The organism is Mesorhizobium sp. Root552, from assembly GCF_001427285.1.
Classification (GTDB): Bacteria; Pseudomonadota; Alphaproteobacteria; order Rhizobiales; family Rhizobiaceae; genus Mesorhizobium.
On the sequence record NZ_LMFV01000011.1, the window covers coordinates 1 to 25,509 of the forward strand.

The window sequence follows — 25,509 nt, forward strand, 5'->3', positions numbered from 1 at the left end:
GGGGGAGCAGCCAAACCTCCCCGGAACAAGACCACGTTAGCCTCGCCTCCGGGGCACCGGCCCCTTCCCACGCAATCACCGTCATGACCGGTGTTCCCCGCGGAAGGGACAGGGGCAGATTATGGGTGGGGTCGCGAAGGGTGTGGATAAGTAGAGTGAAAGATTTTTGTGAAAGCGAACGGGGTCAAGGGGTTGGACGGAGATTGGTCAGCTTTTCATGCACATCTGGCATGCTTGGCGCTGCCCCTCACCTCCCCGCAAGGGCAGGGAGAGGGCGACGGCAGGCGTGGGCGGAAAGCACCCCTACCCTTTGCCCACACGCACGAACCACTCGTCCTCGTCGATCACCTCGATGCCGAGTTCGCTTGCAAGCTTGAGCTTCGAACCAGCGCCCGGCCCGGCAACGACCAGATCGGTCTTGGCGGACACCGACCCGGCCACCTTGGCGCCAAGCCGTTCGGCCATCGCCTTGGCTTCCGAGCGCGACATCTTTTCAAGCGATCCAGTGAACACGACGGTCTTGCCCGCAACCACGCTGTCGGCAGAAACGGTGACGACATAGGGCTTGGGGCGGACCTGGGTGAGCAGCGCGTCGAGCACATCATCGTTTCGCTCATTGGCGAAGAAATCGCGCAGCGCCCCGATCACGGTATCGCCGATGCCGTTGATGGAGGGGAACACCGTATGCGGATCGGCAGCCGCAGCTGTCTCCTTGCCGACCCGGATCAACTCCTCGATGGTCGAGAACGTTTTTGCCAGAAGCGCGGCGGTCGTCTCTCCGACATGGCGGATACCCAGCGCAAAAATGAAGCGGTCGAGTTCCGGTTCGCGGCGAGCGTCGATTGCGGCAAACAGCTTGTCGAGGCCTTCATAATTGCGATCTTCGACACTGCGGACATTCTTGCGTGTCTTGCCCGAAGCCGCCTCCCTCAGCCTGGCCTGTTCTTCACGGCGCTCTGCCAGCGCCAGCTGCACATCGGGACGCCTGTCCTTCAGGGTGAAGATGTCGGCAGCAGTCTTGATCAGCCCGGCGTTAAAGAAAATGTCGATATTCTCCGCGCCGAGGCCCTCGATGTCCATGGCCCCGCGCGACACGAAATGGCGCAGCGCCTCCACCGCCTGCGCCGCACAGATCAGCTCGCCCGTGCAGCGCCGGCGCGAATCTTCCTTGCCGGTCTTCTCATTGATTTCGCGCGTGGCCGGCGACCCGCAAACCGGGCAGGTATGCGGGAATTGATAGGGCTCGGCATCGGCAGGCCGCTTGTCGATCACGACGCTGACAATCTGCGGGATGACGTCCCCTGCCCGCTGGATCACGACGGTGTCGCCGATGCGGATGTCGTTGCCTTCGCGGATCGGCAGGCCAAAACTGTCGAAGCCCTTGATGTAGTCCTCGTTGTGAAGCGTGACGTTCTCGACGACCACGCCGCCAACGGTGACAGGCGCAAGCCGCGCCACCGGGGCGAGCGTCCCGGTGCGGCCAACCTGGATATCGATCCTGCGCACCGTCGTGGTCGCCTGCTCTGCCGGGAATTTATGGGCGACCGCCCAGCGCGGCTCGCCTGTGACAAAGCCCCAGCGACGCTGCAATTCAAGCTGGTCGACCTTGTAGACGACCCCATCGATGTCATAGCCGAGCGACGAGCGCTGCGCCTCGATCAGCTTGTATTGCGCGATAAGGTCCTCCACCGACCTCGCCCGCACCATCAGCGGGCTGATCTTGAACCCCCAGTCGGCGAACTTCTGCACGGCATCGTACTGCGTGGGAGCCGGGTCCTCGCTCGTATATCCCCAGGCATAGGCGAAGAACTTCAGGTTCCGGCTGGCCGTCACCGTGGGGTCCTTCTGGCGCAGCGAGCCGGCCGCCGTATTGCGCGGGTTTACGTAGTCCTGACCGCCGCTGGCGGCGGAACGTTCCTTCAAGGCCTGGAACTCGGCATAGGTCATGTAGACCTCGCCGCGGATCTCGATGACCTCCGGCCAACCCGAACCGGCAAGACGTTGCGGAATGTCGGCAATCGTCTTGAGATTGGCGGTAATGTCTTCGCCAACCGCGCCATCGCCGCGCGTCGCACCTTGCACGAAAACGCCCTTCTCGTATCGCAGCGACGCCGACAATCCGTCGATCTTCGGCTCCGCCGTAAAGGCGATATCGAGGTCCTTGTCCCGCTCGAAAAAACGCCGGCCACGTTCGATGAAATCGACCACGTCCTGATCGGTATAAGCCTTGGCAAGGCTGAGCATCGGCACGGCATGGCGCACCTTGGCAAAGCCCTCTGCCGGGGGCGCGCCTACGGTCTGGGACGGCGAGTCTTCGCGGATCAGCTCAGGAAAGCGTTCCTCGATGGCGAGGTTGCGACGCCTCAGCTCATCGTATTCCGCGTCGGAAATCGTCGGCGCATCCTCGGCATGATAGCGCCGGTCATGCTCCGCAATCTCGATCGCAAGCCGTTCCAGCTCGTCCGCAGCTTCGCCCTCGGTCAAAGCATCGACAGGTTTACCAGACATGGCGCCTCTCCCACGCGAACGGTGCAATACGAAGACGGATCAAGCGATAGCGGGAGTAGTAGCGCAGGAAGCTGCAAGGAAACAGCCACATACGCGCTTATCCTGACTCAATTTGGCAGCTCACTAACAGTTCAGGAAGCCGCCGCCGTGTTCTCCCGCAAGAGCCGCTCCGCCGCCGCGCGAGCCTCATCCGTAATGGTCGCGCCGGCAAGCATGCGGGCGATCTCTTCCTGCCGCGCATCCGTATCCATCTCGGCAATGCCGGTCGCCACGCGGTCGCTGCCACCTGACTTCGAGATCAGAAAATGCGTAGCCGCCCTCGCCGCCACCTGCGGCGCATGGGTAACCGACAGAACCTGCACACGCCTGGAAAGTCGCGCCAGCCGCTGCCCGATGGCATCCGCCACAGCGCCGCCCACGCCGGTATCGATTTCATCGAACACAAGGGTCGGCGCTGAACCCCGATCGGCCAGCGCCACCTTGAGCGCCAGCAGGAACCTGGAAAGCTCGCCACCGGAGGCAACCTTCATCATCGGGCCAGGGCGGGTGCCCGGATTGGTCCGCACCCAGAACTCGATCTGGTCAATGCCCTCTTCCATGCGGTTGCCGGCCTCGCTCGACATCTCCACGAGGAACTCCGCGCGTTCCAGCTTGAGCGCGGGAAGCTCCGCCATCACCGCCTTGAGCAGGCCGGTAGCCGCCGCATGGCGAAGGGCTGAAAGATGCGCCGCTGTCTCGTCATACAGGCTACGCGTTGCCACCGCCTGCTTCTCCAGCCCGTGCAAGCGATCCTCGCCCGCATCGAGATCGGCAAGGTCGGCTGACATTGTGTCGCGCAGGCGTGCAAGATCATCCACCGCTACATTGTGCTTGCGCGCGACGGCCCTCAGCGCAAACAATCGCTCCTCGGCCTTTTCAAGCTTTTGCGGATCGTATTCGGTCGCGCGAAGCGCTGCCTCGACGCCCGCCTGCGCGGCGTCGAGCGAAAGCAAAGCCTCGTCAAGCGATTTGACGACATCGTCAAGCAGGCCGGGCGCTTCGCCAGCCTTGCGCTGCAACCGCCTCAGCAGACTTGCTAATTGCGGCAAGGGTGAAGACGGACCTGACAGGACATCCTGCGCGTCATGGATTTCAGAGGCAACCTTCTCGGCTCGCATCATGGCGGCGCGAAGTTCCGCCAAGTCGCCTTCTTCGCCCGGTTGCGGATCGAGCTTGACCAGTTCCGCCACCGATGCCCGGAGAAAATCGGCTTCCCGCGCCGCAGCCTCCACCTTGGCGCGATGACGCGCAAGCTCCTGCTCCGCCGCGCGCCACGTGCGCCATGCTTCGGCGGTTTCGCGAACGGCACCGGCATGGCCGCCGAATGCGTCCAGCAGTTCCCGGTGCGCCCCAGCATCCACCAGAGCGCGGTCATCGTGCTGGCCGTGGATTTCCACCAAAGCGCGGCCGATATCGCGCATCAAGGTAACGCTGGCCGGCTGGTCGTTGACGAAGACGCGCGTGCGCCCATCCGCCGTCTGCAAGCGCCGAAGAATGATGTCGCCATCGTCCTCGATCGCATTTTCGGAAAGAACAAGTCTGGCTGGATGGTTGCGCGGCACGTCGAAGACGGCCGTCACCTGACCCTGCGTCGCGCCGTGGCGAACCAGCGAGGCGTCGCCTCGCGCGCCAAGGGCGAGCGACAAAGCATCGAGCAGGATGGACTTACCAGCACCCGTTTCGCCGGTCAGCACAGAGAGCCCCGGCGAAAAGTCTATGTCCAGCTTCTCGATCAGAACGATATCGCGGATCGACAGTCTGGCGAGCATCAGGACCTTCAGCCGGTGATGAGCTTTCCGGCCTTGGAAATCCACGAGCCGGCATTCTCACGCGGCGCGAGACCGCCGCCCTGCAGCAGCTTGTAGGAATCCTTGTACCACTGGCTGTCCGGATAGTTCTGGCCGAGCACGGCAGCAGCGGTCTGCGCCTCGTCGGTCAGGCCCATCGCGTAGTAGGCTTCGACCAAGCGTGCCAGCGCTTCCTCAATGTGGCGGGTGTTGGAATAGGTTTCGACAACGCTGCGGAAGCGCTTGATCGCCGCCAGATATTCACGCCGCTCGAGATAGTAGCGGCCGATCTGCATTTCCTTGCCGGCAAGCTGATCGTTGGCGAAACGGATTTTCGCCTTCGCGTCCTCGACATATTCCGAGTCGGGCCAACGCGTGACCACTTCTTGCATGGTCTGTACGGTCTGGCGCGCTTCCTTCTGATCCTGGGTCACGTCCCTGATCTGGCGGAAATAGCAGAGGCCGATGATGTACATCGCATAGTCGGCGTCTTCGGTCGAAGGATACAAGGTCAGGTAGCGCTTGGCCGACCCGATCGCTTCTTCGTAATTGCCCTGGCGATAGTTGGCGAAAGCGCCCATCACCATCGATTTGCGGGCAAATTCTGAATACGGATGTTGTCGGTCGACGGCCGCAAACTTCTTGCTTGCCTCGGCAAGGCGTCCGGCATTGAGGTTGGCGAGGCCCTGATTGTAGAGCACGTCGGCAGGCTCGGTCTGGTCGACATAGGTCGAGAGGTCGATGTCCTTTTCGGACGACATGCAGCCGGACAGCAGCAAGGGCGCCGTTGCAACCGACAGGGCCAGGAGAATACGTTTCGCGGGTGCCATCGATCGATCAGCCCGTTTGAACAACATGATTGGAGTCGGCCCTTTCGGCACCATTTCAGTCATCAGCGAGCAGCCATAGACCATAACAGCATCGCGCGGCAACGCTATCATCCGGCAATCGCACATTTTTGTGGCAGCGGCCTAAAGTCAGACTACCCAAGGTGCATAGACAGGCGAGCGAACCGCCCGCATTTCGGCACTGCGCCCGCGTTCCGGTCGCGTCGTTTCAACGATCTCGAAGGCGGTACGGTCGGACAAAAGCCTCCGAAGTGCAGCCGCATTCAAGCGATGGCCGCCACGATAGGAGCGGAAACAACCGATGAAGCGCGCGCCGGCAAGAGCCAGATCACCCATCGCATCGAGCGTCTTGTGGCGAACGAACTCGTTCGGGTAGCGAAGGCCGCCCATGTTGATGATGCGGTTGTCGTCTCCGATCACCACCGAATTTTCAAGCGAAGAACCAAGCGCATAGCCCGCCGCCCAAAGCCGCTCGACATCCTTCATGAAGCCGAATGTGCGCGCGCGCGCAATATCACGGCGGAAAACGTCGGCATTCAGATCGGAAGCGAATTGCTGACGGCCGATGGCTGGGCTTTCAAAGTCGATCTCGACTTCGAAGCGTGTGCCTGCATAGGGTCGGAACTCCGCCCAAGAGGCGCCACTTTCAATGCGAATCGGCTTGACGATGCGAATGAAACGCCGCTTTGCCGCCAGCGTTTCGATACCCACCTGGTCGATTGCATCGACAAACATGGCGGCACTGCCGTCGAGGATCGGAATTTCGTTGCCGTCGATTTCTATGACGAGGTTATCGATGCCGACGCCGAGAAGTGCGGCCGTCAGATGTTCAACAGTCGCCACATGCTGGCCGGCCGGATCTCCCAACAGTGTGCAGAGATCGGTTGCGCCGACTTCTGAAACCAGCGCTCGCACTTCCTTGTCCGACGCCGCTCCACCGACAAAATGAAACACGATGCCTGTGTCGGCATCCGCCGGAGCGAAGCTTACGGAAACCGGCTTGCCGCTGTGCACACCCGTTCCGGCCAGCGTCACTCGCGCTTTAACTGTCGTTTGATAATCGTTCAAAACGATCCCCGTGTGCCCAAGCCCACATTGCCAGCTTTATCAGTCCAGCCGGCTTTGTACATATCAATGACTGGAGGCCCCATCCCAACCCACAGTCAGTTATTGCCGCGCGAAGATAATAATGCGTCCGACAGACTCCAAATCACGCTTTCTTTCCTCGTGTAATGGCGCATCCTTCGTCGGGGTGGCGGCAACCTCTTGATTTAAAGGCGTTTATACAGAAACAGGCAGGCGTTTTCACGCCTGCCTGTTGATAAGTATTACAACCGGTTAACGGTCAGTTTGCCTGGCGCCGGAGGAAGGCCGGAATTTCCAACTGATCCTCTTCGTGAACGCTGCGCGACGGCGATGCGAGGCGGCCGTGGTCGTCAAGCTGGCCACGGCGCGGCGCGTAAAGCTGCGGGTCCTGGCTCGGCAGGCGACGAACTTCCGGAGCGGCCTGACGCAACTTCGGTTCGCGCGGCTGGGCGGGCTGCAAGCGTGCCGGCTCCTCCTCGCGGCGGGTCAAGCCATTGGTCAGGCGCTTCAGCAGGCCCATCGGGCCGCGATCCTCATGATCGACCGGATGCGACTTGGCTTCGACTTCCGCCTTCACGACCGGAGGAAAATCCTCCACGCGAGGCATGCGCTGCGGTGCGGCAGCCATCGGCTGCTGCATCTCGCGCGGCTGCGGAGCCGGCTGCATGGCCTGAGGGGCAACGTGCTGGACGGGTGCCTGTGCAGGCGGGGCCTGGAACAGCTTGCTCTGCGGACGGAACTCCTCGGCATGTCCGGTCGGGGCCGCACGGTGTGCCATCGCGGCCGCATTCTGCTCTGCCATCTGAATGGCTTCGGCGATCGGATCATGCGCGCGCTGCTCCTGCTGTATAGCAGGCTGCGTCGGAGCCGGACGAATTTCAGCCGCAGCGGCAGGCCGCACCGGCTGCTTCGGCGGAACCGAGCGGATGGCGATCGGCGCAGCAGCAATATCAGCAGCCGACTTGTCGATGCCGGTGGCGACGACCGACACGCGGATGACGCCTTCCAATTCCTCGTCGAAGGTAGCGCCAAGAATGATGTTGGCGTCCTGGTCGACTTCTTCGCGAATGCGGGTTGCAGCTTCGTCGACCTCGAACAGGGTAAGGTCGCGACCGCCTGTAATGGAGATCAGCAGGCCCTTGGCGCCCTTCATCGACGTCTCGTCGAGCAACGGGTTGGCGATAGCGGCTTCGGCTGCGGCCATTGCGCGACCGTCGCCCGATGCCTCGCCGGTGCCCATCATCGCCTTGCCCATTTCGCGCATCACCGAACGGACGTCGGCGAAGTCGAGGTTGATAAGGCCTTCCTTGACCATCAGGTCGGTGATGCAGGCAACACCGGAATAAAGCACCTGGTCGGCCATGGCGAAGGCATCGGCAAAGGTGGTCTTGTCATTGGCCAGGCGGAACAGGTTCTGATTCGGGATAACGATCAGCGTATCGACGCACTTCTGCAGCTCCTCGATACCCAGAACGGCCGTCTTCATGCGGCGCTGGCCTTCGAAATGGAACGGCTTGGTGACAACGCCGACGGTCAGGATGCCCTTTTCACGGGCAGCGCGGGCAACCACCGGAGCAGCACCCGTGCCCGTGCCGCCGCCCATGCCGGCGGTGACGAAGCACATATGCGTGTTCGAGAGATGGTCGTTGATCTCGTCGATGCACTCTTCCGCCGCCGCACGACCGACCTCGGGCTGCGAACCAGCGCCAAGACCTTCGGTCACATGGGCGCCGAGCTGAACGAGCCGCTCGGCCTTGGACATGGTCAGAGCTTGCGCATCCGTGTTCGCCACGACGAACTCGACGCCGCGCAGGCCCGCCGTGATCATGTTGTTGACCGCGTTTCCGCCACCGCCACCGACGCCGAATACGGTGATTCGTGGCTTGAGTTCGGTAATGTCCGGCTTTTGCAGATTGATTGCCATTGTCCTCGTCCTTTGCCTTTTCCCGCCGCCTCGCCGTAGCGGCCGCCTATGGGGCTGTCCCCGTCAACTCTAGAAACTGTCCCTCAACCACTGACTCATGCGATGCAATCGTCCATCGGTTCCGGTCATCTTCAGACCAGATACTCTACTTGCTGAAGCACTCTCGAAGCTTGCGACCTGCGGGTAGATCAAAAGTCCGACCACGGTCGAAAATGCAGGTCCCTTTGCCGCTTCGGGAAGGCCGGCAACGCCGAGCGGCCGCCCTATCCGCACATTTCTTCCAAGGATACGCCGCGCCGCCTCCGGCAAGCCGGCAAGCTGGCTCGCGCCGCCCGTCAACACGATGCGCTTTCCAACGGCACTGCCGTAGCCTGATTTGTTGATTCGGTCGCGCAGCAATTCCAGCGTCTCATCGACACGGGCGCGGATGATACGCGTCATCACCGAGCGAGGAATTTGCTGGGGGGCCTCATTGTCGTCGCCGATCGGATGGATGGTGACCAGATCGCGGTCATCGGCGCTTCCAGGCAACGCCGAACCGTGCATCACCTTCAGGCGCTCAGCGGCCTCGATCGTGGTCGACAGGCCCTTTGCCAGATCCAGCGTAACGTGGTTGCCGCCAACAGGAATGGCATCACCATGCGCGAAAGACCCTTCCGAGAAAATCGAGATGGTCGTCGTTCCGCCGCCCATGTCGATGCAGGCAGCGCCCATTTCGAGTTCGTCATCGACCAACGCCGCCAGCCCGCTGGCATATGGCGTAGCGACAAGGCGCTCGACCGACAGGTGCGACCGGTTGATGCTAAGCTCGAGATTTTTCAGAGGCGCGGCATCTCCCGTCAAGACGTGCATGTCGACGCCAAGCGTATCGCCCACCATGCCCCGCGGATCGCGCACGCCATGTTCGGCATCCAGCGCGAAGCCGACCGGCAGCGAATGGATTACCTCACGCTCGGACTTCAGCGCCTGCCGCGCACCGGCCAGGAGAACCCGCTTGATGTCGCCTTCGTCGACCTCATGCCCGCCCAGATTGATGGTTGCGGAAAAGGTTTCACTCTTGAGACGACCCGCCGTCATGTTGACGATGAGCGAATCAACCGTAAGCCCCGCCATCCGTTCAGCGGAGTCGACAGCCAGGCGAATGGCATGCTCGGCGCGATCGAGATCGACGACGACGCCGGACTTCACCCCCTGCGATTTCTGGTGACCTATGCCGATGACCTGAACACGATGCGAACGGCCACGCAGCAGCTTGCCGTCCTCGTTGGGCTTCAGCTTGGCAACAACGCAGCAAACCTTGCTTGAACCGACGTCGAGCACCGTAAGGATGCCGGATCGGCGCGATGAGGAATCGCCATGCCCGCCAAGCCAGCTCATATTTTCTTCTCCGGCTTGCCAAGGCCCTTCGGCTTTTCTTTCAGCGCCGCCATGCGCGCCGCCGATGCGTCCGGCGACAGCTCCACGGCAACGCGATCGGGAATTCTCAAATCGACGGCGACGACATCACGTCCAAGCAGGCCATTTTCACGGTCCATCCGCACAATGTCCGCAAGAGCTTGACCGACATCGTGCTCCGGCAGCTTCACGGTGATGCCATTGCCCAGCTTGATGTTCCAGCGTCGGTCGCCGACGCGGATGTAGCCCTTGACCTGCGCGGCAAGCGTCGGAAACTGCTGCACTTGCGCCATCAAGTCAGGAGCATGGTCGGGCGCACCATTGCCAACGATCAACGGCAACTTCGCCAGTTTCCCGCCGGTGAACGGCGCAATGATGCGGCCGGAACGCTCGATCACGTCAAGCGTCGTCCCTTGCTGCCAAAGCGCGAACGCCTGCCGTTCGTCGATGCGGATCTCAAGCGTGTGCGGATAGACCTTGCGAACGGTCGCGACTTCGACCCAGGGCAGCGAAGCCACCCTTTCGCGTGCGGCTTCGACATCAAGCCCGATCAGCGAAGTCCAACCATTCAGCTCGAGCTTGTCGAGAATATCGATTTCGGAGGTATGCTGGTTGCCCACCACCTTGATCTGGTCGACGGCAAAGCCGGTTCGCGCCGTGACACTTTGAACAAAGCTGTCGAGATGCCCGCCGACATAGGCCCCATAAGTCGCGCTGGTCGAAAGCAGCACAGCCGAAAGGATCGTCGCAGCGTAGGGCGGGGCAGTGTAAGCCCCCTTACCCAACCTCGACACCATGCGCAGCGGTCGACGCAGCCAACGGCGCGGAACGAAACGGCTCAACGGCGCAAAGACATCAGCCAGCGCAGCGCCCGAGGCGCCCCTTCCGCCACTCTGTCCCCACCTCAACGCAGACACGAAGCGTCCTCCACCATCCAACTCAACAAATCGCCGAACGAATGTCCCGCATGAGCGGCGATTTCGGGCACCAAAGACGTCGGCGTCATGCCCGGCTGGGTATTGACCTCAAGCCAGACAACCTCGCCGTTTTCGGAGTGACGGTCGTCGTAACGGAAGTCCGACCGGGATACGCCCCGGCAACCGATCGCTTGGTGAGCCTTAAGCGACAGTGTCAGTATTTTTTGGTAAATATTCGGTGAAATTTTTGCGGGGCATTCGTGTTTTGATCCGCCGACCACGTATTTTGAATCGTAATCATAGAAGGCATGCCCCGTCGGGATGATCTCGGTTACACCGAGCGCCACATCGCCCATCACGGCACATGTCAGCTCGCGCCCATGAACATAACGTTCGACCATCACCACATCGCCATACTTCCAGTCCGGCGACGAAATCACCTGGGGCGGATGCGACTGCCCTTCCTTGACAATGACCACGCCGAAGCTCGAGCCCTCGTTGACCGGCTTGACCACATAGGGTGGCCGCATCGGATGCTTTTCGACAATCGAAAAGCGGCTGACGACCTTCGATTCCGCCACCGGCAAGCCGGCGGCCTTGGCAACCTTCTTGGCTTGCTCCTTGTTCATCGCAAGCGCCGAGGAAAGCACCCCGGAATGTGTATAGGGAATCGCTAGGTATTCCAGAATCCCCTGGATCGTACCGTCTTCGCCAAAGGGGCCATGCAAGGCATTGAAGGCAACATCCGGCTTGAGTTCGGCAAGAGTGGCGCCCACGTCACGATCAACATCCAGCCGCGTAACACGATAGCCTTCAGCCTCGAGCGCATCCGCGCAAGCCCTGCCGGAAGACAAGGACACAGGCCGCTCTGACGAGAAACCACCCATCAAGACAGCCACGTGCTTGTTCTTCATTCCCCGTCATCCCCTTGGCGGGCCAGCAACCCTGCTTCCTGAAACAAAAACCAAGCGCCCGGCGGGCTGCCCCGCCAGAAAAACAACGCGCTAAACGACTCAAATCAGGAAACGCTTCCAGAGCAGAGAATCAGAGAGTTGATTCCGTGACAAGTGCTTAAGATTCCGAGAGATTCACTTTCTGCGAAAACAGCGAAAAAACTGCGGAAGTGAGTCTTCAGAGCAACTGTCCGAGAAACTCCTGGACCGTATGCCCGGCCCGGAAATTTCCGATCCGCTTGATCTCCCAATGAAGGCGGATGCCGGAATGTTCGAGCACCCGGGCGCGCACGGTTTCGCCCAGATATTCAAGGTCGTAGCCGGTAGCCGACCCTGTATTGATCATGAAATTGCAGTGCATGGGCGACATCTGCGCGCCGCCGATCATCAGGCCGCGGCAGCCGGCATTGTCGATTTCCTTCCACGCCGAGGTGCCCTCCGGGTTCTTGAAGGTCGAACCGCCAGTCTTCTCGCGGATTGGCTGCACCGTCTCGCGATGATTCTGAACGGCATCCATGGCGGCCTTGATCACCGCCTTGTCTTCTGGATACCCCTCGAACAACGCCGACGTGAAGATGAAATCCGCTGGTGCCGACGAATGCCGGTAGGCATAGCCCATGTCGGAATTTGAAAGCGTGTGGCGGTTGCCCTTGCGATCCAGGGCTGTCACTTCCACCACGCGCTCGCGCGTCTCGACCCCGTTGGCCCCCGCGTTCATCCTGAGCGCGCCGCCGATCGCACCCGGTATGCCGTGATAGAAATGGAAGCCGCCGATACCGGCTTCCAGCGCCACCGCCGCAACGCGCTTGTCCGGCACGGCGGCGCCTGTCCTGATCTGGGTGCGCGAGACTGCCTCGGCCTCTCCAAACCCCTTGGCGGAAAGGCGAACCACAAATCCGCCAATGCCACCGTCCCGGACCAGAAGGTTGGAGCCGACGCCGACAACGGTCAGCGGAACATCTTCAGGCACTGCTTTAAGAAAAGCCGCCAGGTCGTCCTCGTCAGCAGGCTGGAACAGCGCGTCGGCAAGGCCGCCTGCCCGGAACCAGGTGATCTTGTCCATCTCGGCATTCGGCGTGATACGCCCGCGCAAACCTGCGAGTTCGCCACCAAGCTTTTCTATCAGTGCTTCGCCACGGCTCAAATCTTCGCCTCGCCAAGTTCCTTGGGCAATGCATAGGCCCACTGCGTGATGTTACCAGCACCAAGGAAAACAACGAAATCACCGGGCTTTGCAAGGTCACGCACAAGTGGCGCGATAGCGGACGGGCCTTCGATGTAGCGTGCATCGCGGTGCCCGCCGGCGCGCATGCGCGCAACCAGTGTGTCGCTGCTCACACCTTCTATCGGCTCTTCGCCTGCCGCATAGACAGGCGCGACCATGACCGTATCGGCATCGTTGAAGCAGACCGAGAAGTCGTCGAAGAGGTCGTGCAGGCGCGTGAAGCGATGCGGCTGCGCAATGGCGATGATGCGGCCCTTGGTCGAATCGCGCGCAGCCCGCAGCACGGCCTTGATCTCGACCGGGTGGTGGCCGTAGTCGTCGAATATCTCCACCCCACCCCATGAGCCGGTATGGGTGAAACGCCGCTTCACGCCGCCGAACGACGACAGGCCTTTCCTGATCGCCTCGGCGGACAGGCCAAGTTCATGCGCGACGGCTATGGCAGCGGTGGCGTTCGACACATTGTGGCGGCCAGGCATCGGCAGCCTCAGCCCCGGAATGGAGATGTCGGCGCCAGTCTTGCGGTTGCGGATGATGACATCGAATTCGGAGATGGCACCATGCATGCGGTGATTGGTGAAACGCACGTCGGCCTGTGCATTTTCACCATAGGTGATGACGCGCCGGTCCTCGATGCGGCTGACCAGCGCCTGCACTTCCGGGTGGTCGATGCACATGACGCCGAAGCCGTAGAACGGCACGTTTTCGACAAACTGCCGGAACGCCTCCCGCACACGGTCAAAGCTGCCATAGTGATCGAGGTGCTCGGGGTCGATATTGGTAACGACGGCAATTTCAGCCGGCAGTTTCAGGAACGTGCCGTCGCTCTCGTCGGCCTCGACCACCATCCACTCGCCGTCGCCCATGCGGGCGTTGGTGCCGTAGGCGTTGATGATGCCGCCATTGATCACCGTAGGATCAAGCCCGCCGGCTTCGAGCAGCGTCGCGACCATCGACGTCGTGGTCGTCTTGCCATGCGTGCCGCCGATGGCCACCGCCTGGCGAAAGCGCATCAGCTCGGCCAGCATTTCGGCGCGGCGCACCACCGGCAAAAGTTTTTCGCGCGCCGCTTTCAGTTCCGGGTTGGATTTCTTGATCGCCGTCGAAACCACGACCACTTCCACATCGCCGAGGTTTTCAGCCCGGTGACCGACGAAACACTCGATACCCTTTTCGCGCAGACGCTGGACATTGGCGCTCTCGGCCTGGTCGGAGCCTTGCACCCTGTAGCCAAGGTTGTGCAGCACCTCGGCGATGCCGCTCATGCCGATGCCGCCGATGCCGATGAAATGCACGAGGCCGATGGATTGCGGCATCTTCATGCGTGCAGTTCCTTCCTGAATTGTTCGACTGATTTGCCGGACGCAATAGCCTCTGTCAGGTCGGCGAGCAACCTCGTGGCGTCCGGTTTGCCGACAGTCCTGCCGGCAGCGGCCATCGAAGCCAACCTGTCCGGACCGTTCATCAGGCTGCCGATCAGTCCGGCAATCTTATCCACCGACAGCGTCGATTGTGCGTGGACTTCCGCACCGCCGGCAGCGGCAAGTGCTGCCGCATTCGCAGCCTGGTCATGGTCGAGCGCGTGCGGGTATGGAACGAGCAAGGCAGGCCTGCCGATCACCGCGATTTCCGAAACGGTCGAAGCGCCCGAGCGCGAAATCACCAGATGGCTGGCCGCCATGCGAGCCGCCATGTCGGTGAAGAATGGCGAGACTTCCGCCTGTACCCCAATCTTCTCGTAAGCCGCCTTCACCCGGGCCACGTCTTCCGCCCGCGCCTGCTGCACGACGGAGAGCCTCGCCAGTTGATCCTTATCCAACCGCGCGACGGCGGCGGGAACCGCGTCGGAGAAGAACTGTGCGCCCTGGCTTCCGCCAAACACCAGAAGGCGAAATGCGTCGCCGGATCGCGAAACCGAATATGGCGTTGCCGCCGCCGAGATCACTTGCGGCCGCACCGGGTTTCCGGTGGTAACGGTCTTTGCCCCGGCAGCGCTGGCATCCTCCGGCAGAAAGCCGCCGGCAATTGCCGTCACCCGCCTCGACAATGCCCGGTTGGCACGGCCCATCACTGCATTCTGCTCATGGATGAGCGTTGCCACGCCGCGCCGCGTCGCCGAATAGAGCGGCGGCAACGTCGGATAGCCGCCAAATCCAACGACCACCGCCGGCTTGATCCGCCTGATAACCGTCGAAGCCTGGCGCACACCGTCCCACAGCTTCCAGAACGTTGCCAGCAAGGCGAGCGGATTTTTCGAGCCTACAGTTGCCGAACGTATCTGGTGAATGGCCTCGGCAGGAAAATGCCCTGCGAACCTCTCGGCGCGATCATCGGTCGCGAGATGAACTGCCCAGCCTCGCTCCTTCAGTTCGTGAGCCAAGGCCTCGGCAGGGAAAAGGTGGCCGCCCGTGCCTCCGGCAGCAAGAAGAATGACGCCCTTTGCCATTTACTCTGCCGGCATCGCCCGCTGCAAAAAGCCGTATTCGGCCTGTTTGCGCTTTTCCGGCTTCCTGCGCGTCAGGGCAAGCACCATGCCCATGGAAAGGGCGATGGCAATTTGCGACGAGCCGCCATAGGAAATGAACGGGAGCGTCATGCCCTTGGCCGGCATCAATTGCAGGTTGACGCCCATGTTGATGACCGATTGCAGCCCGAAAACCGTGACCAGTCCACCAATGGCATAGCGGGTAAAGTCATCGTGCTCTTTCAGCGCAGTACTCAGGCCGCGCAGCACGATGAAGGCAAAAATCAGCATGATGCCAAAGCACATGATGAGGCCGAATTCTTCGCCCGCAACCGCAAAGACAAAATCGGCGTGACTGTCGGGAATGAGGCGCTTGATCGTACCCTCGCCAGGCCCAAGCCCAAGCCAGCCGCCATTCACCAGCGCCTCGTGGCCCATGTCGACCTGGAACGTGTCGCCCTCTCCGGTCAGGAAGCGGTCGATACGCCCGGCGACGTGAGGAAACACCTCATAGGCCGCAAACATGCCGCTGACCCCGATCACGCCGAGAGCGATGATCCAGATCCACGGCAATCCGGCCATGAAGAACATAACGCCCCAGGTGCCGGTCACCAGCATGGTCTGGCCGAGGTCAGGCTGCGCCACCAGAAGCGCCAGCACCAGCCCGAGCAAGATCATCGCAAACAGGTTGCCCGGAATATCCGGCTGGCGCTTGTGTTCGGCAAAAAGCCACGCGCAGATGACCACGAAAGCAGGCTTCAGGAACTCGGAAGGCTGGATCGACAGACCTGCCAGCGACACCCAGCGCCGCGCACCCTTCACTTCGACGCCGATGTAAAGGACGGCAACCATCAGCACCAGCATCAGGCAAAGCATGATAACTGCCAGCCGCCTGATCTGTCGCGCATTGAGGAAGGACACGGCAAGCATCACGCCAAGCGCGGGAATCGTGAAGATGATCTGCCGGGTGGCGAAGTGGAATGAATCAAGCCCGATGCGTTCCGCAACAGCAGGGCTGGCCGCAAACGACAGGATGATGCCCAATCCCATCAGCGACAGGAAGGCGGCAAGGAACCAGCGGTCGATCGTCCACCACCAGTTGGAAACCGGGCTAGTGTCGAGACGGCTCTGCATCAGCGTGCCCCTCCAATAGGCATTACACCCTTTATGGCATGCGCAGCTTGCCTGAAGGCTTCGCCTCGCACCTCGAAATTCTTGAACTGGTCAAAGCTCGCGCAGGCTGGTGACAGCAGCACCACGGCCTCGCCGCTACCATCCTGTTCGGCATCATGCGCGGCATGTTCGATCGCCGCCGCGAGTGTACCGGAAATCTCATAAGGCACGGTTTCGCCCAGCGTGGCCGAGAAGGCAGGCGCTGCCTCGCCGATGAGATAAGCCTTGGCGATGCGCGAAAACAGGCCGCGCAAAGGTTCGATGCCGCCCTCCTTCGGAAGCCCTCCGGCAATCCAGTAGATGCGCGGGAAGCTGGACAAGGCAGGTGCGGCTGCATCCGCGTTGGTCGCCTTGGAATCATTCACGAACAGCACGTGCCCCTTGCGGCCGACCTGCTCCATGCGATGCTCAAGACCCGGAAAGCTCTCGAGGCCGTTCTGTATTTCGCCGAGGTCGAGACCAACTTTCAGGCAGGCTGCAACCGCAGCCAGTGCGTTCTGCGCATTGTGCTGGCCACGCAGCGAGCCGATCCCTTCGAGGAACCCGATCCGGCTGTAGCGCCCATCCACGGCTTCCATCAGGTTGGTGCCATCGGCAAAATAGCCGTCCGTCAGAGGCAGGCGCTTGGAAATGCGGACGACTGTCTTGCCGGCGCGCTCGAGCCGGTCCGCGATCTGTGCGCACCAGCTATCGTCAACGCCGATGATCGCCGTATCGCTGCCGGCGACGAGGCGCTCCTTGATCGAAGCGTAATGCTGCATCGTGCCATGACGATCGAGGTGATCGGGCGTCAGGTTGAGCAGCACGCCCGCAGTCGGGTTGATCGAGGGCGCGAGATCGATCTGGTAGGACGAGCACTCCACGACATAGCACCGGTCGGCGGCTAGCGCATCGAGTGTCATCACCGCACGGCCGATATTGCCGCCCATCTGCGCATCGCGGCCTGCGGCCTTCAGGATATGGGCGGTCAGCGCCGTCGTCGTCGATTTGCCGTTCGTGCCTGTAATCGCGATGAACGGCGCATCCGGCGCACGCGCAATGCGCTCGCGCGCAAACAGTTCGACGTCGCCGATCACCTCGACGCCCGCGCCCCGCGCCAGCTCTACCGTCCAATGCGGCTTGGGATGCGTCAACGGCACGCCGGGCGACAGCACGAACGACGAGAACGTCGCCCAGTCCGCGTTGCGCAGGTCTCCCGTCGGAATGCCCTCCGCTTCGGCCTTTGCGACGCTTTGCGGATTGTCGTCCCAGGCAAGCACGTCTGCGCCGCCGGCCATCAAGGCGCGCGCCGTTGCGGTTCCCGAACCGCCAAGCCCGAAAAGTGAAACCCGCTTGCCTGAGAATACCGATGCTGGGATCAAGTTGTTGCTACCGGAGCTTGAGAGTGGAAAGGCCGATGAGCGCCAGGATCACGGCTATGATCCAGAAGCGGATCACGACCTGGCTCTCGGTCCATCCGAGCTTTTCGAAATGGTGGTGTATGGGCGCCATCAGGAAGACGCGCTTGCCGGTCATCTTGAAATAGCCGACCTGGATGATGACCGACAGGATTTCGACCACGAACAGGCCGCCGACGATGGCCAGCACGATCTCGTGCTTGGTTGCAACGGCAATGGTGCCGATCAGCCCGCCCAATGCCAGCGAGCCCGTATCGCCCATGAAGATCGCCGCCGGAGGCGCATTGAACCACAGGAAGCCGAGGCCAGCACCGATGACCGCACCAAGGATCACCGCCAGTTCACCGGTTCCCGGCACGAAATGGATCTGTAGATATTCCGCGAAAACCGCATTGCCCGAGAGATAGGCGATGACGCCGAAGGAAGCAGCCGCAATCATGATCGGCACGATGGCGAGGCCGTCGAGCCCATCGGTCAGGTTGACGGCATTGCCAGCGCCAACGACAACGAAGGCGGCGAACGGAATGAAGAACCAGCCGAGATTGAGCAGGAATTCCTTGGCGAACGGAAAGGTCAGCGACGACGAGAACGGCGCCTGGCCATTGTGCATGATCACCCATGCGGCGATACCCGCGATCAGGAATTCGAACGCAAGCCGCGCCTTGCCGGAAAAACCGAGATGCGATTGCTTGGTGACCTTGAGATAGTCGTCGTAGAATCCGATTGCACCGAAGCCCAGCGTCACGAACAGCACCACCCAGACATAGACGCTGGTCAGGTTCGCCCACAACAGCGAGGACACGACGATGCCGGTCAGGATCATCAGGCCGCCCATCGTCGGCGTGCCGGCCTTCTTGAAATGCGTCTGCGGCCCGTCTGCGCGGATCGGCTGGCCCTTGCCCTGCCTGATGCGCAGCGAATTGATGATGGTCGGCCCGAAGATGAACACGATCAGCGCCGCCGTGATCAACGAACCGCCGGTCCTGAACGTGATGTAACGGAAAACGTTGAAGGCCGTGAACCGGTCTGCAAATTCAACGAGCAGCGTCAGCATGCTTTGTTCGTCCCCCAGACCTGTCAGGTCTGTCTTGAAAATTCAGTTTCGGCCGGAAATTTCTTGAGCAAGGCATCGACCAGCTTGGAAAAGCCGATCCCCTTCGACGACTTGATCATAACAACGTCGCCCGGCTTGATCGTATCGATCAGAACCGGTTTCAAATCCTCAGCCCCGGCGCGGTGTGCAACCTGGATATCGGCAGGCAGCGCATCGGCGAGATGCTGCATCTGCGGCCCGCCAAGCAGCACGGTCGAGGTCTCCGAACCGACGATCAATTCACTCAAGGCCGCATGCAGCTTGGCCGAGTGGTCGCCAAGTTCGAGCATGTCGCCCAGCACGGCAACACGCCGGCCGTCGCCGGATACCGGCGTCGTGTTGAGCAGTTCCATCGCCGCCTTCATCGAAGCAGGATTGGCGTTGTAGCTTTCATCGATAAGCGTGAACGGGCCTTTCGGATGGTGCAGCAAATGCCGCTTGCCGCGGCCCTGCTCGGCCGAAAGGTCGCTGAGCGCCAATGCCGCCTTGGCAACATCCGCGCCCGCGAGATGGGCTGCGCCCAATACGGCGAGCGCGTTCTGCACCATATGGCGCCCGGGCGCGCCGATGCGCAGCACCATCTCCTTGCCGGCGATCTTGGCCGTCACCGTCGAATGGTCCGCGTGCAGCACGCAGTCGATCAACCGATAGGTGGAGCGCGCATTTTCGCCGAAGCCATAAACGCGCTGTACGCCGGCCGCCCGCGCCAGCTTGTTCAGCATGTTGGCGCGCGGATCGTCGCGGTTGAGCAAGGCCGCGCCTTCGGGTTCAATGCCTTCAAATATTTCAGCCTTGGCCTTGGCGATCTCGTCCAGGTTCTTGAAGAAGCCAAGATGCGCCGCGGCAATCAGTGTGATGATGGCGACATGCGGCCTCACCATCTTGACCAGTGGCCGGATTTCGCCGGGATGGTTCATGCCGATCTCGAACACCGCATACTGCGTATGTTCGGGAAGACGCGCCAGCGTCAGCGGCACGCCCCAATGATTGTTGAACGACTTGTCCGAGGCATGGACCGAGCCGACGGAGCCAAGCACGCGCCGCAGCGCTTCCTTGGTCGTCGTCTTGCCCGCCGAGCCGGTGACGGCGATGATCTTGCCCTTCGACCTCGCCCGCGCGGCCGCGCCGAGCTTTTCCAGGGCCACGAGCACGTCCTGCACGACGATCATCGGCGCGGTAAGCCGTCCCAGCGCCGGCAGCTTGCCTTCAGCGATGACAAGCACGGCCGCCCCCGCCTTTACCGCGGCGGTCGCGAAATCATGGCCGTCCATCGCCTCGCCCTTGATGGCGAAAAAGGCGTCGCCCGGCTGCAGGCTGCGGCTGTCGATGGAAATGCCGGAGATGCCTTCCGGCATCGAACCCAGGGGCCGTCCGCCCATTGCTTCGACAAGCGCGTCTGAGGTCCACAGGAAACTCATGCCGCGCGATCCTTCAGCGCTGCACGCACTTCCTCGTGGTCGGAGAACGGAAAGGTTTCCGCCCCGATGGTCTGGCCTTCCTCATGCCCCTTGCCGGCCACGATCAAGGTGTCGCCGGCATGCAGCATCTGAACGGCTTCATGGATGGCCTTGCGCCTGTCACCGATCTCGACCGCGCCGGGCGCCGCAGCCATGATCGCCGCACGGATCTCGGCCGGGACTTCCGAGCGCGGATTATCGTCCGTCACGATCGTGACATCAGCCAGCCTCGTCGCGATCTCGCCCATGATCGGGCGCTTGCCGCGATCGCGGTCGCCGCCGCAACCGAACACGACGACGACGCGGCCCGTCGTGAAGGGGCGCACCGAGGTCAACACATTCTCCAGCGCATCGGGCTTGTGGGCGTAATCGACATAGACCGGCGCACCTTCCCTTGTCGTGCCGACAAGGTCGAGACGGCCGGGCGCACCTTGCAGCTTTTCCAACGCCATCATCGCCTTGGCAACCGGCGTTCCAGTCGAGATGGCAAGACCGGCGGAAACAAGAGCGTTTGAAATCTGGAAATCACCGGCCAACGGCAGATCGATCTCGTAGAGGGTGCCGTCGGCCTCGACCTCCGCCCGCTGGCGGTGCCGCTCGTGTTCCACCCGCTTCAGCTTCAGGAACGAACCGTGGCGTCCCACGGTTCGCACATCGAGCTTGGCCGCTTGCGCTGCCTTTATCGTAGGCTCGGACCACGGATCGTCGGCGAAGATGACCGCCGGCGCGCCCTTCGGCAGCAGCGTATCGAACAGGCGAAGCTTGGCGCGGTGATAGTCCTCGACCGTTGGATGATAATCCATGTGGTCGCGGCCAAGATTGGTGAATCCGCCGGCTGCCAGCCGCACGCCGTCGAGACGGCGCTGGTCGAGACCGTGGCTGGAGGCTTCCATCGAGGCGTGCGTCACGCCCACATCGGCCAGTTCCTTGAGCAACAGGTGCAATGCGACCGGATCGGGCGTCGTCAGCGAGCCATATTCGTTGCGGCCCGGCGCAACAACGCCCGTGGTGCCGATGGACGCGGCGGCAAATCCGGCATGTTCCCAAATCTGGCGCGTGAAGGCGGCAACCGAGGTCTTGCCGCTGGTGCCCGTCACCGCGATCATCGTTTCTGGTTGCTTGCCGAAGAAGCTCGCCGCCGACAGCGCCAGCGCCAGCCGCGGATCGTCAACCTGCAACACAGGAACAGAGAGATCGGAGGGTGCGCTGCCTTTACCGGTTACAATCGCAACCGCGCCTCGCTTGGCTGCGTCCGAGGCATATGTCGCACCGTCGGCCTTAGTGCCGGACAGGGCAAAGAACAGCATGCCGGGCTGGATTTGTCGAGAGTCCGACGAAATCCCGGTAATCTCCGTGTCGGAGGCAAGCGCCCCTTCGACAGGCAGTATGCCGGTTAGATCTTTCAGCTTCATCTAAATCCAGTCGCAATAGCAGATGGGCATCAACGCGCCCGTAGAATCACTCGTAGGAAACCAGCGTTGCCGCATTTTCATGGCTGAAATCCGGCTCAACGCCAAGCATCGAAGCCGAACGGCGAATGATGTTTGCAACGATTGGCGCGGCGTTCGAGCCGGCAGTCGCACCCATGCCCGGCTTTTCCGGCTGCGGTTCGTCAACGATGGACAGGACGATATATTGTGGATCGTCCATCGGGAACGACGCGACAAAGGCATTGAAACGCTTGTCGCCTGAATAGCGGCCGTTCACGACCTTTTCGGCCGTACCGGTCTTGCCGCCGACCCGATAGCCCGGAACCTCGGCCCGCTTGCCCGATCCCTTCTCGGCATTAAGCCGGTAGAGATAACGCATGTCGTTACTCGTCTTTTCGCTGACGACCTTCTTGGCTTCAGCCATCGCCTGTTCCTGCGTGCGCGGCAAGAATGTCGGCTCCATCAGGTAGCCGCCGTTCATCAAGGCGGCGCAGCCAACTGCCGTCTGCAACGGCGTCGTCGAGACGCCGTGTCCGAAGGCGATGGTGATGGAATGGACCTTCTTCCAGACCTTCGGCTCTGTCGGGCGCGCGACTTCCGGCAATTCGGTCTGCATCTTCTCGAGAATGCCCAGCCGATGCAGGAATTCGCGGTGGCCCTCGATGCCGACCACATCGGCTTCCTTCGCGGAACCGATGTTGGATGAGTAGATGAAGACTTCCGGCACGGTCAGCACGCGATGCTTGCCGTGGAAGTCGCGGATGGTCTGGTGGCCGATGGTGATCGGGCGGGTCGCATCGAAGGTGCTGTCCAGCGACACCTTGCCGGAATCCAACGCCATCGCCGTCGTGAAGCTCTTGAAGGTCGAACCCATTTCATAAAGACCCGCGGACATGCGGTTCAACCGGTCCTTGTCCTGGGCGTTGTAGGGGTTGTTCGGATCGAAGTCCGGAACCGACGCCATCGCCACGACCTCTCCGGTCTTGACGTTGAGAACGACGGCACCGGCGGCGATTGCATGGTATTTTTCAAGGGCGGCGGCAATCTCATCATGCACGATGTGCTGCACGCGCAAATCGACCGACAAGCGGACAGGCTCAAGGTCCTTGGCAATGGCGAGCCCCGACTGCTGCAGGTCGGCCAGCCCTTGCCCGTCAATATACTTTTCCAGGCCGGATATGCCCTGGTTGTCGATGTTGGTCAGGCCAACGATGTAGGCCGCAGTTTCGCCTGCGGGATAGAAGCGGCGCTTCTCGGTCCGAAAGCCGATGCCGGGGATGCCCAACTGCATGATTTCGGCTTGCTGCTTCGGCGTCAGCTGCCGCTGCAGCCACACAAAGCCGGCACCGCTTTTCAGCTTGTTGTAGGTCTGCTCGTAGTCGATTTCCGGCAGGACTGTCGCAAGCTTTTCGATTGCCTCGTCTGCGTCCACGATATGGCGAGGTTCTGCATAGAGCGATGACGTCTTGATATCGGTCGCCAGCACTTCACCATTGCGGTCGACGATATCCGGGCGAGAGGCCGTGACGCGGCTAGCTGGCGCGCCCGATGTGTCCGGATCCTGGAAACCGAGATAAACGAGACGGCCACCGATCGTGGCGTAAATTCCGAAGAACACGGCCATGGTGAGAACGACGCGCGTTTTCGTCTTGCCGCCGGTTGCCTTGCGGGCCGCATCGACGACAATCGAACCGTCTTCGCTGACGGCCCGGGTTCGCTTGAACGGATTCAACCTGAGCTTCATTCCACCGCTCCGGTCTTGGTCGGATCAAGCAGTTCATCACCGGTGCCTGCGGCGTCCGCCGACGTGATGTCTTCAATCGTCAACGGGCGCGGCGGTAAAACATCAAGGCCCGCAAACTGGTGCGGATTGACCGGTTCCAGTCCCAGTTGTTCCTGATACCGCTCCACCAGTTTCTGCAGCCGTGACGGTTGGGTCAAAAGGCTCCAGTCGGCCTTCAACAGGTCGATCGTGTCTTCTTCCGTGCGGATCTGCACCTGCAGCTTGCGAACATTATCGAGCTGCTCTTCGGCATCTCGCTTGATCGTATAGGTCATCGCCGCCGAAGCGACCATGACTGCTATAAGGACGATGTCACTGGGGCGGAACACGTGCTCACCTCTCTCCCGATTGGTGGATGCCGGGCAGCTTTGGAAGGCCGAAAATCGAAAAGTCTTCGCCGCGCGCCGGAGCTTCGGTGCGGATGGCAGCGCGCAGACGCGCAGAACGCGCGCGCGGATTCTGCGACACTTCGGCATCGCCCGGCGTGATCCCGCCGCCCAATTTCTGGAAAGTTGCAGTCCGCGCTTGCGCCTCGGGCATATGGCGTGAGCCGGCGGCGGCATCGGCGCGGTCAGCGATGAAGCGTTTGACGATCCGGTCTTCCAGCGAATGAAAAGTCACCACGGCCAGACGTCCGCCCGGCTTCAGCACTTTTTCGGCAGCGATCAGCGCCTTGGCCAGTTCACCAAGCTCGTCGTTGACGTAGATGCGCAGCGCCTGAAAAACGCGCGTCGCCGGATGGATCTTGTCCTTGGGCGCGCGACCGATATGGGTCTCGATGGCATCCGCCAGGTCAAGCGTGCGCTCGAACGGCTTCTTTTCACGACGCGCTTCGATCATGCGGGCAATGCGGCCGGCATGGCGTTCTTCGCCGAGAAAGCCAAAGATGCGGGCGAGATCGCCGGCCTTGAGCCTGTTGACGATATCGGCGGCGCTCGGACCGGCCTGCGCCATGCGCATGTCGAGCGGACCGTCCGTGCGAAAGGAAAATCCACGTTCGGCCTGGTCGAGCTGCATCGAAGAAACGCCGATGTCCAGCACCACCCCGTCAGCCTCGTCTATCTGCTCGGCAAGCGATGAGAACGGCGCATGCACCAGCCGGAGACGTCCTTGCGACTGCGTCTCCAAAGCCTTGCCGGCAGCGATTGCATCGGGATCGCGGTCGATCGCCACCACGGACGCGCCGCTGTCCAGGATCGCGCTCGTATAGCCACCGGCACCGAAGGTCCCGTCAATGATGATGTCGCCCTCATTCGGCGCCAAGGCTTCAAGCACCTCGGCAAGAAGGACCGGAATGTGACGGATCAGTCCGCCAACGGCGGTGTTGTCATCGCCGCGACCCGTCATCATTCCGGTCGCTCCCCAAGCTTCGTCCCCTGTCGAAGCTTCAACAGCCTCGCCCGCACTTCCGCCCCATAGGCGGCAAGCCGGCCAGGCTCCCAGATCTGAAAGAATTGGCCGCGGCCGACGAAGGCCACTTCCATGCCAATTCCGGTATGTTCCCTGATGAAGTCCGGAACCGTGATGCGTCCGTCCCGATCGAGCTTTAAAAACGTCCCGTCGCCATGACAGAAAAAAGACATGTCGTCCGCGGTCTGGAGAAACGGGTCCTCCTGCGCGATACGCTCTTCGTAGCGGTCGAGCAGGTCGAGACCACCGACATCCATCGCAGGAACATCGAGACAGCGCAGCGCGTAAAGCTCGGTATAGCCGCGCTTCTGCACGACGGAACGGAAATGCGCCGGTACCGAGACGCGCCCCTTGGCGTCTATCCTGTTCACTGAGTTCGACAGAAATCGGTCCATTACGCGCCACAGCCGCTTGCGCCGCTGCATCCCTCCCCGTCTTCACGCCGCCGCGGCGCGTTTGCTGGCGATTCTCACCGTTCGAGCGGGCAAATTGCGTCGCACGGAAAGCCGTTGCGGCTGCCCGTCTGGCGTACGCTTCACCCTGACACGAAACGAAGGCTTGAATCTCGATATGGGATACCATGGGCAACTATGGGCGTCAACGGGAACAGGCTCGGTTGT

Annotated in this window: 20 protein-coding genes; all 20 read right to left on the bottom strand. The window is 61.6% G+C overall.

Annotated elements, in window-relative coordinates:
* Positions 1 to 303: 303 nt before the first annotated feature.
* Positions 304 to 2,508, bottom strand: coding sequence for an NAD-dependent DNA ligase LigA (gene ligA / locus ASD50_RS05915; protein WP_056237362.1), 2,205 nt, complete (start codon positions 2,506 to 2,508; stop codon positions 304 to 306).
* Positions 2,509 to 2,639: 131 nt separating this feature from the next.
* Positions 2,640 to 4,316 carry a DNA repair protein RecN gene (recN, locus tag ASD50_RS05920; RefSeq protein ID WP_056237367.1) on the bottom strand — a complete coding sequence of 559 codons (1,677 nt, stop codon included), beginning with the start codon at positions 4,314 to 4,316 and terminating at the stop codon, positions 2,640 to 2,642.
* A gap of 8 nt (positions 4,317 to 4,324) precedes the next feature.
* A complete protein-coding gene (locus tag ASD50_RS05925; protein WP_056237621.1) occupies positions 4,325 to 5,191 on the bottom strand; it encodes an outer membrane protein assembly factor BamD in 867 nt (288 codons plus the stop codon).
* 120 nt (positions 5,192 to 5,311) lie between these two features.
* The gene (lpxC, locus tag ASD50_RS05930) at positions 5,312 to 6,250 is read right to left on the bottom strand and encodes a UDP-3-O-acyl-N-acetylglucosamine deacetylase (protein ID WP_056237369.1); all 939 of its coding nucleotides are present in this window, start codon (positions 6,248 to 6,250) and stop codon (positions 5,312 to 5,314) included.
* A 277-nt stretch (positions 6,251 to 6,527) separates the two neighbouring features.
* The gene (gene ftsZ / locus ASD50_RS05935; protein ID WP_056237374.1) at positions 6,528 to 8,192 is read right to left on the bottom strand and encodes a cell division protein FtsZ; all 1,665 of its coding nucleotides are present in this window, start codon (positions 8,190 to 8,192) and stop codon (positions 6,528 to 6,530) included.
* Positions 8,193 to 8,261: 69 nt separating this feature from the next.
* Complete coding sequence (gene ftsA, locus ASD50_RS05940) at positions 8,262 to 9,569, bottom strand: cell division protein FtsA (RefSeq protein ID WP_056237377.1); 1,308 nt, start codon at positions 9,567 to 9,569, stop codon at positions 8,262 to 8,264.
* On the bottom strand, positions 9,566 to 10,504 hold the full coding sequence (locus ASD50_RS05945; RefSeq protein WP_056237380.1) for a cell division protein FtsQ/DivIB: 939 nt from the start codon (positions 10,502 to 10,504) through the stop codon (positions 9,566 to 9,568). Before ASD50_RS05945 ends, ftsA begins: the two co-directional genes overlap by 4 nt.
* Positions 10,492 to 11,418 (bottom strand): D-alanine--D-alanine ligase, encoded by a 927-nt coding sequence (locus tag ASD50_RS05950; protein WP_056237383.1) that lies wholly within the window; start codon positions 11,416 to 11,418, stop codon positions 10,492 to 10,494. The genes ASD50_RS05945 and ASD50_RS05950 overlap by 13 nt, the downstream gene beginning before the upstream one ends.
* 217 nt (positions 11,419 to 11,635) lie before the next feature.
* The gene (gene murB, locus ASD50_RS05955) at positions 11,636 to 12,601 is read right to left on the bottom strand and encodes a UDP-N-acetylmuramate dehydrogenase (protein ID WP_056237385.1); all 966 of its coding nucleotides are present in this window, start codon (positions 12,599 to 12,601) and stop codon (positions 11,636 to 11,638) included.
* Positions 12,598 to 14,004 (bottom strand): UDP-N-acetylmuramate--L-alanine ligase, encoded by a 1,407-nt coding sequence (gene murC / locus ASD50_RS05960; RefSeq protein WP_056237388.1) that lies wholly within the window; start codon positions 14,002 to 14,004, stop codon positions 12,598 to 12,600. The genes murB and murC overlap by 4 nt, the downstream gene beginning before the upstream one ends.
* The gene (gene murG, locus ASD50_RS05965) at positions 14,001 to 15,128 is read right to left on the bottom strand and encodes an undecaprenyldiphospho-muramoylpentapeptide beta-N-acetylglucosaminyltransferase (RefSeq protein ID WP_056237392.1); all 1,128 of its coding nucleotides are present in this window, start codon (positions 15,126 to 15,128) and stop codon (positions 14,001 to 14,003) included. Before murG ends, murC begins: the two co-directional genes overlap by 4 nt.
* The gene (gene ftsW / locus ASD50_RS05970; protein WP_056237396.1) at positions 15,129 to 16,280 is read right to left on the bottom strand and encodes a putative lipid II flippase FtsW; all 1,152 of its coding nucleotides are present in this window, start codon (positions 16,278 to 16,280) and stop codon (positions 15,129 to 15,131) included.
* Positions 16,280 to 17,680, bottom strand: coding sequence for a UDP-N-acetylmuramoyl-L-alanine--D-glutamate ligase (gene murD, locus ASD50_RS05975; RefSeq protein WP_056237399.1), 1,401 nt, complete (start codon positions 17,678 to 17,680; stop codon positions 16,280 to 16,282). Before murD ends, ftsW begins: the two co-directional genes overlap by 1 nt.
* A gap of 7 nt (positions 17,681 to 17,687) precedes the next feature.
* Positions 17,688 to 18,770: a phospho-N-acetylmuramoyl-pentapeptide-transferase gene (gene mraY, locus ASD50_RS05980; RefSeq protein WP_056237402.1), complete on the bottom strand. Its 1,083-nt coding sequence runs from the start codon at positions 18,768 to 18,770 to the stop codon at positions 17,688 to 17,690.
* Positions 18,771 to 18,793: 23 nt separating this feature from the next.
* Positions 18,794 to 20,227, bottom strand: a complete 1,434-nt coding sequence (locus ASD50_RS05985) for a UDP-N-acetylmuramoylalanyl-D-glutamyl-2,6-diaminopimelate--D-alanyl-D-alanine ligase (RefSeq protein WP_056237405.1) — start codon at positions 20,225 to 20,227, stop codon at positions 18,794 to 18,796.
* On the bottom strand, positions 20,224 to 21,678 hold the full coding sequence (locus tag ASD50_RS05990) for a UDP-N-acetylmuramoyl-L-alanyl-D-glutamate--2,6-diaminopimelate ligase (RefSeq protein WP_056237408.1): 1,455 nt from the start codon (positions 21,676 to 21,678) through the stop codon (positions 20,224 to 20,226). The genes ASD50_RS05985 and ASD50_RS05990 overlap by 4 nt, the downstream gene beginning before the upstream one ends.
* 46 nt (positions 21,679 to 21,724) lie before the next feature.
* Positions 21,725 to 23,440, bottom strand: coding sequence for a peptidoglycan D,D-transpeptidase FtsI family protein (locus tag ASD50_RS05995; protein ID WP_056237409.1), 1,716 nt, complete (start codon positions 23,438 to 23,440; stop codon positions 21,725 to 21,727).
* On the bottom strand, positions 23,437 to 23,808 hold the full coding sequence (locus ASD50_RS06000; RefSeq protein WP_056237411.1) for a hypothetical protein: 372 nt from the start codon (positions 23,806 to 23,808) through the stop codon (positions 23,437 to 23,439). Before ASD50_RS06000 ends, ASD50_RS05995 begins: the two co-directional genes overlap by 4 nt.
* Positions 23,809 to 23,812: 4 nt before the next feature.
* A complete protein-coding gene (gene rsmH, locus ASD50_RS06005) occupies positions 23,813 to 24,829 on the bottom strand; it encodes a 16S rRNA (cytosine(1402)-N(4))-methyltransferase RsmH (RefSeq protein ID WP_056237414.1) in 1,017 nt (338 codons plus the stop codon).
* The gene (gene mraZ, locus ASD50_RS06010; protein WP_056237417.1) at positions 24,826 to 25,284 is read right to left on the bottom strand and encodes a division/cell wall cluster transcriptional repressor MraZ; all 459 of its coding nucleotides are present in this window, start codon (positions 25,282 to 25,284) and stop codon (positions 24,826 to 24,828) included. Before mraZ ends, rsmH begins: the two co-directional genes overlap by 4 nt.
* Positions 25,285 to 25,509: the final 225 nt, after the last annotated feature.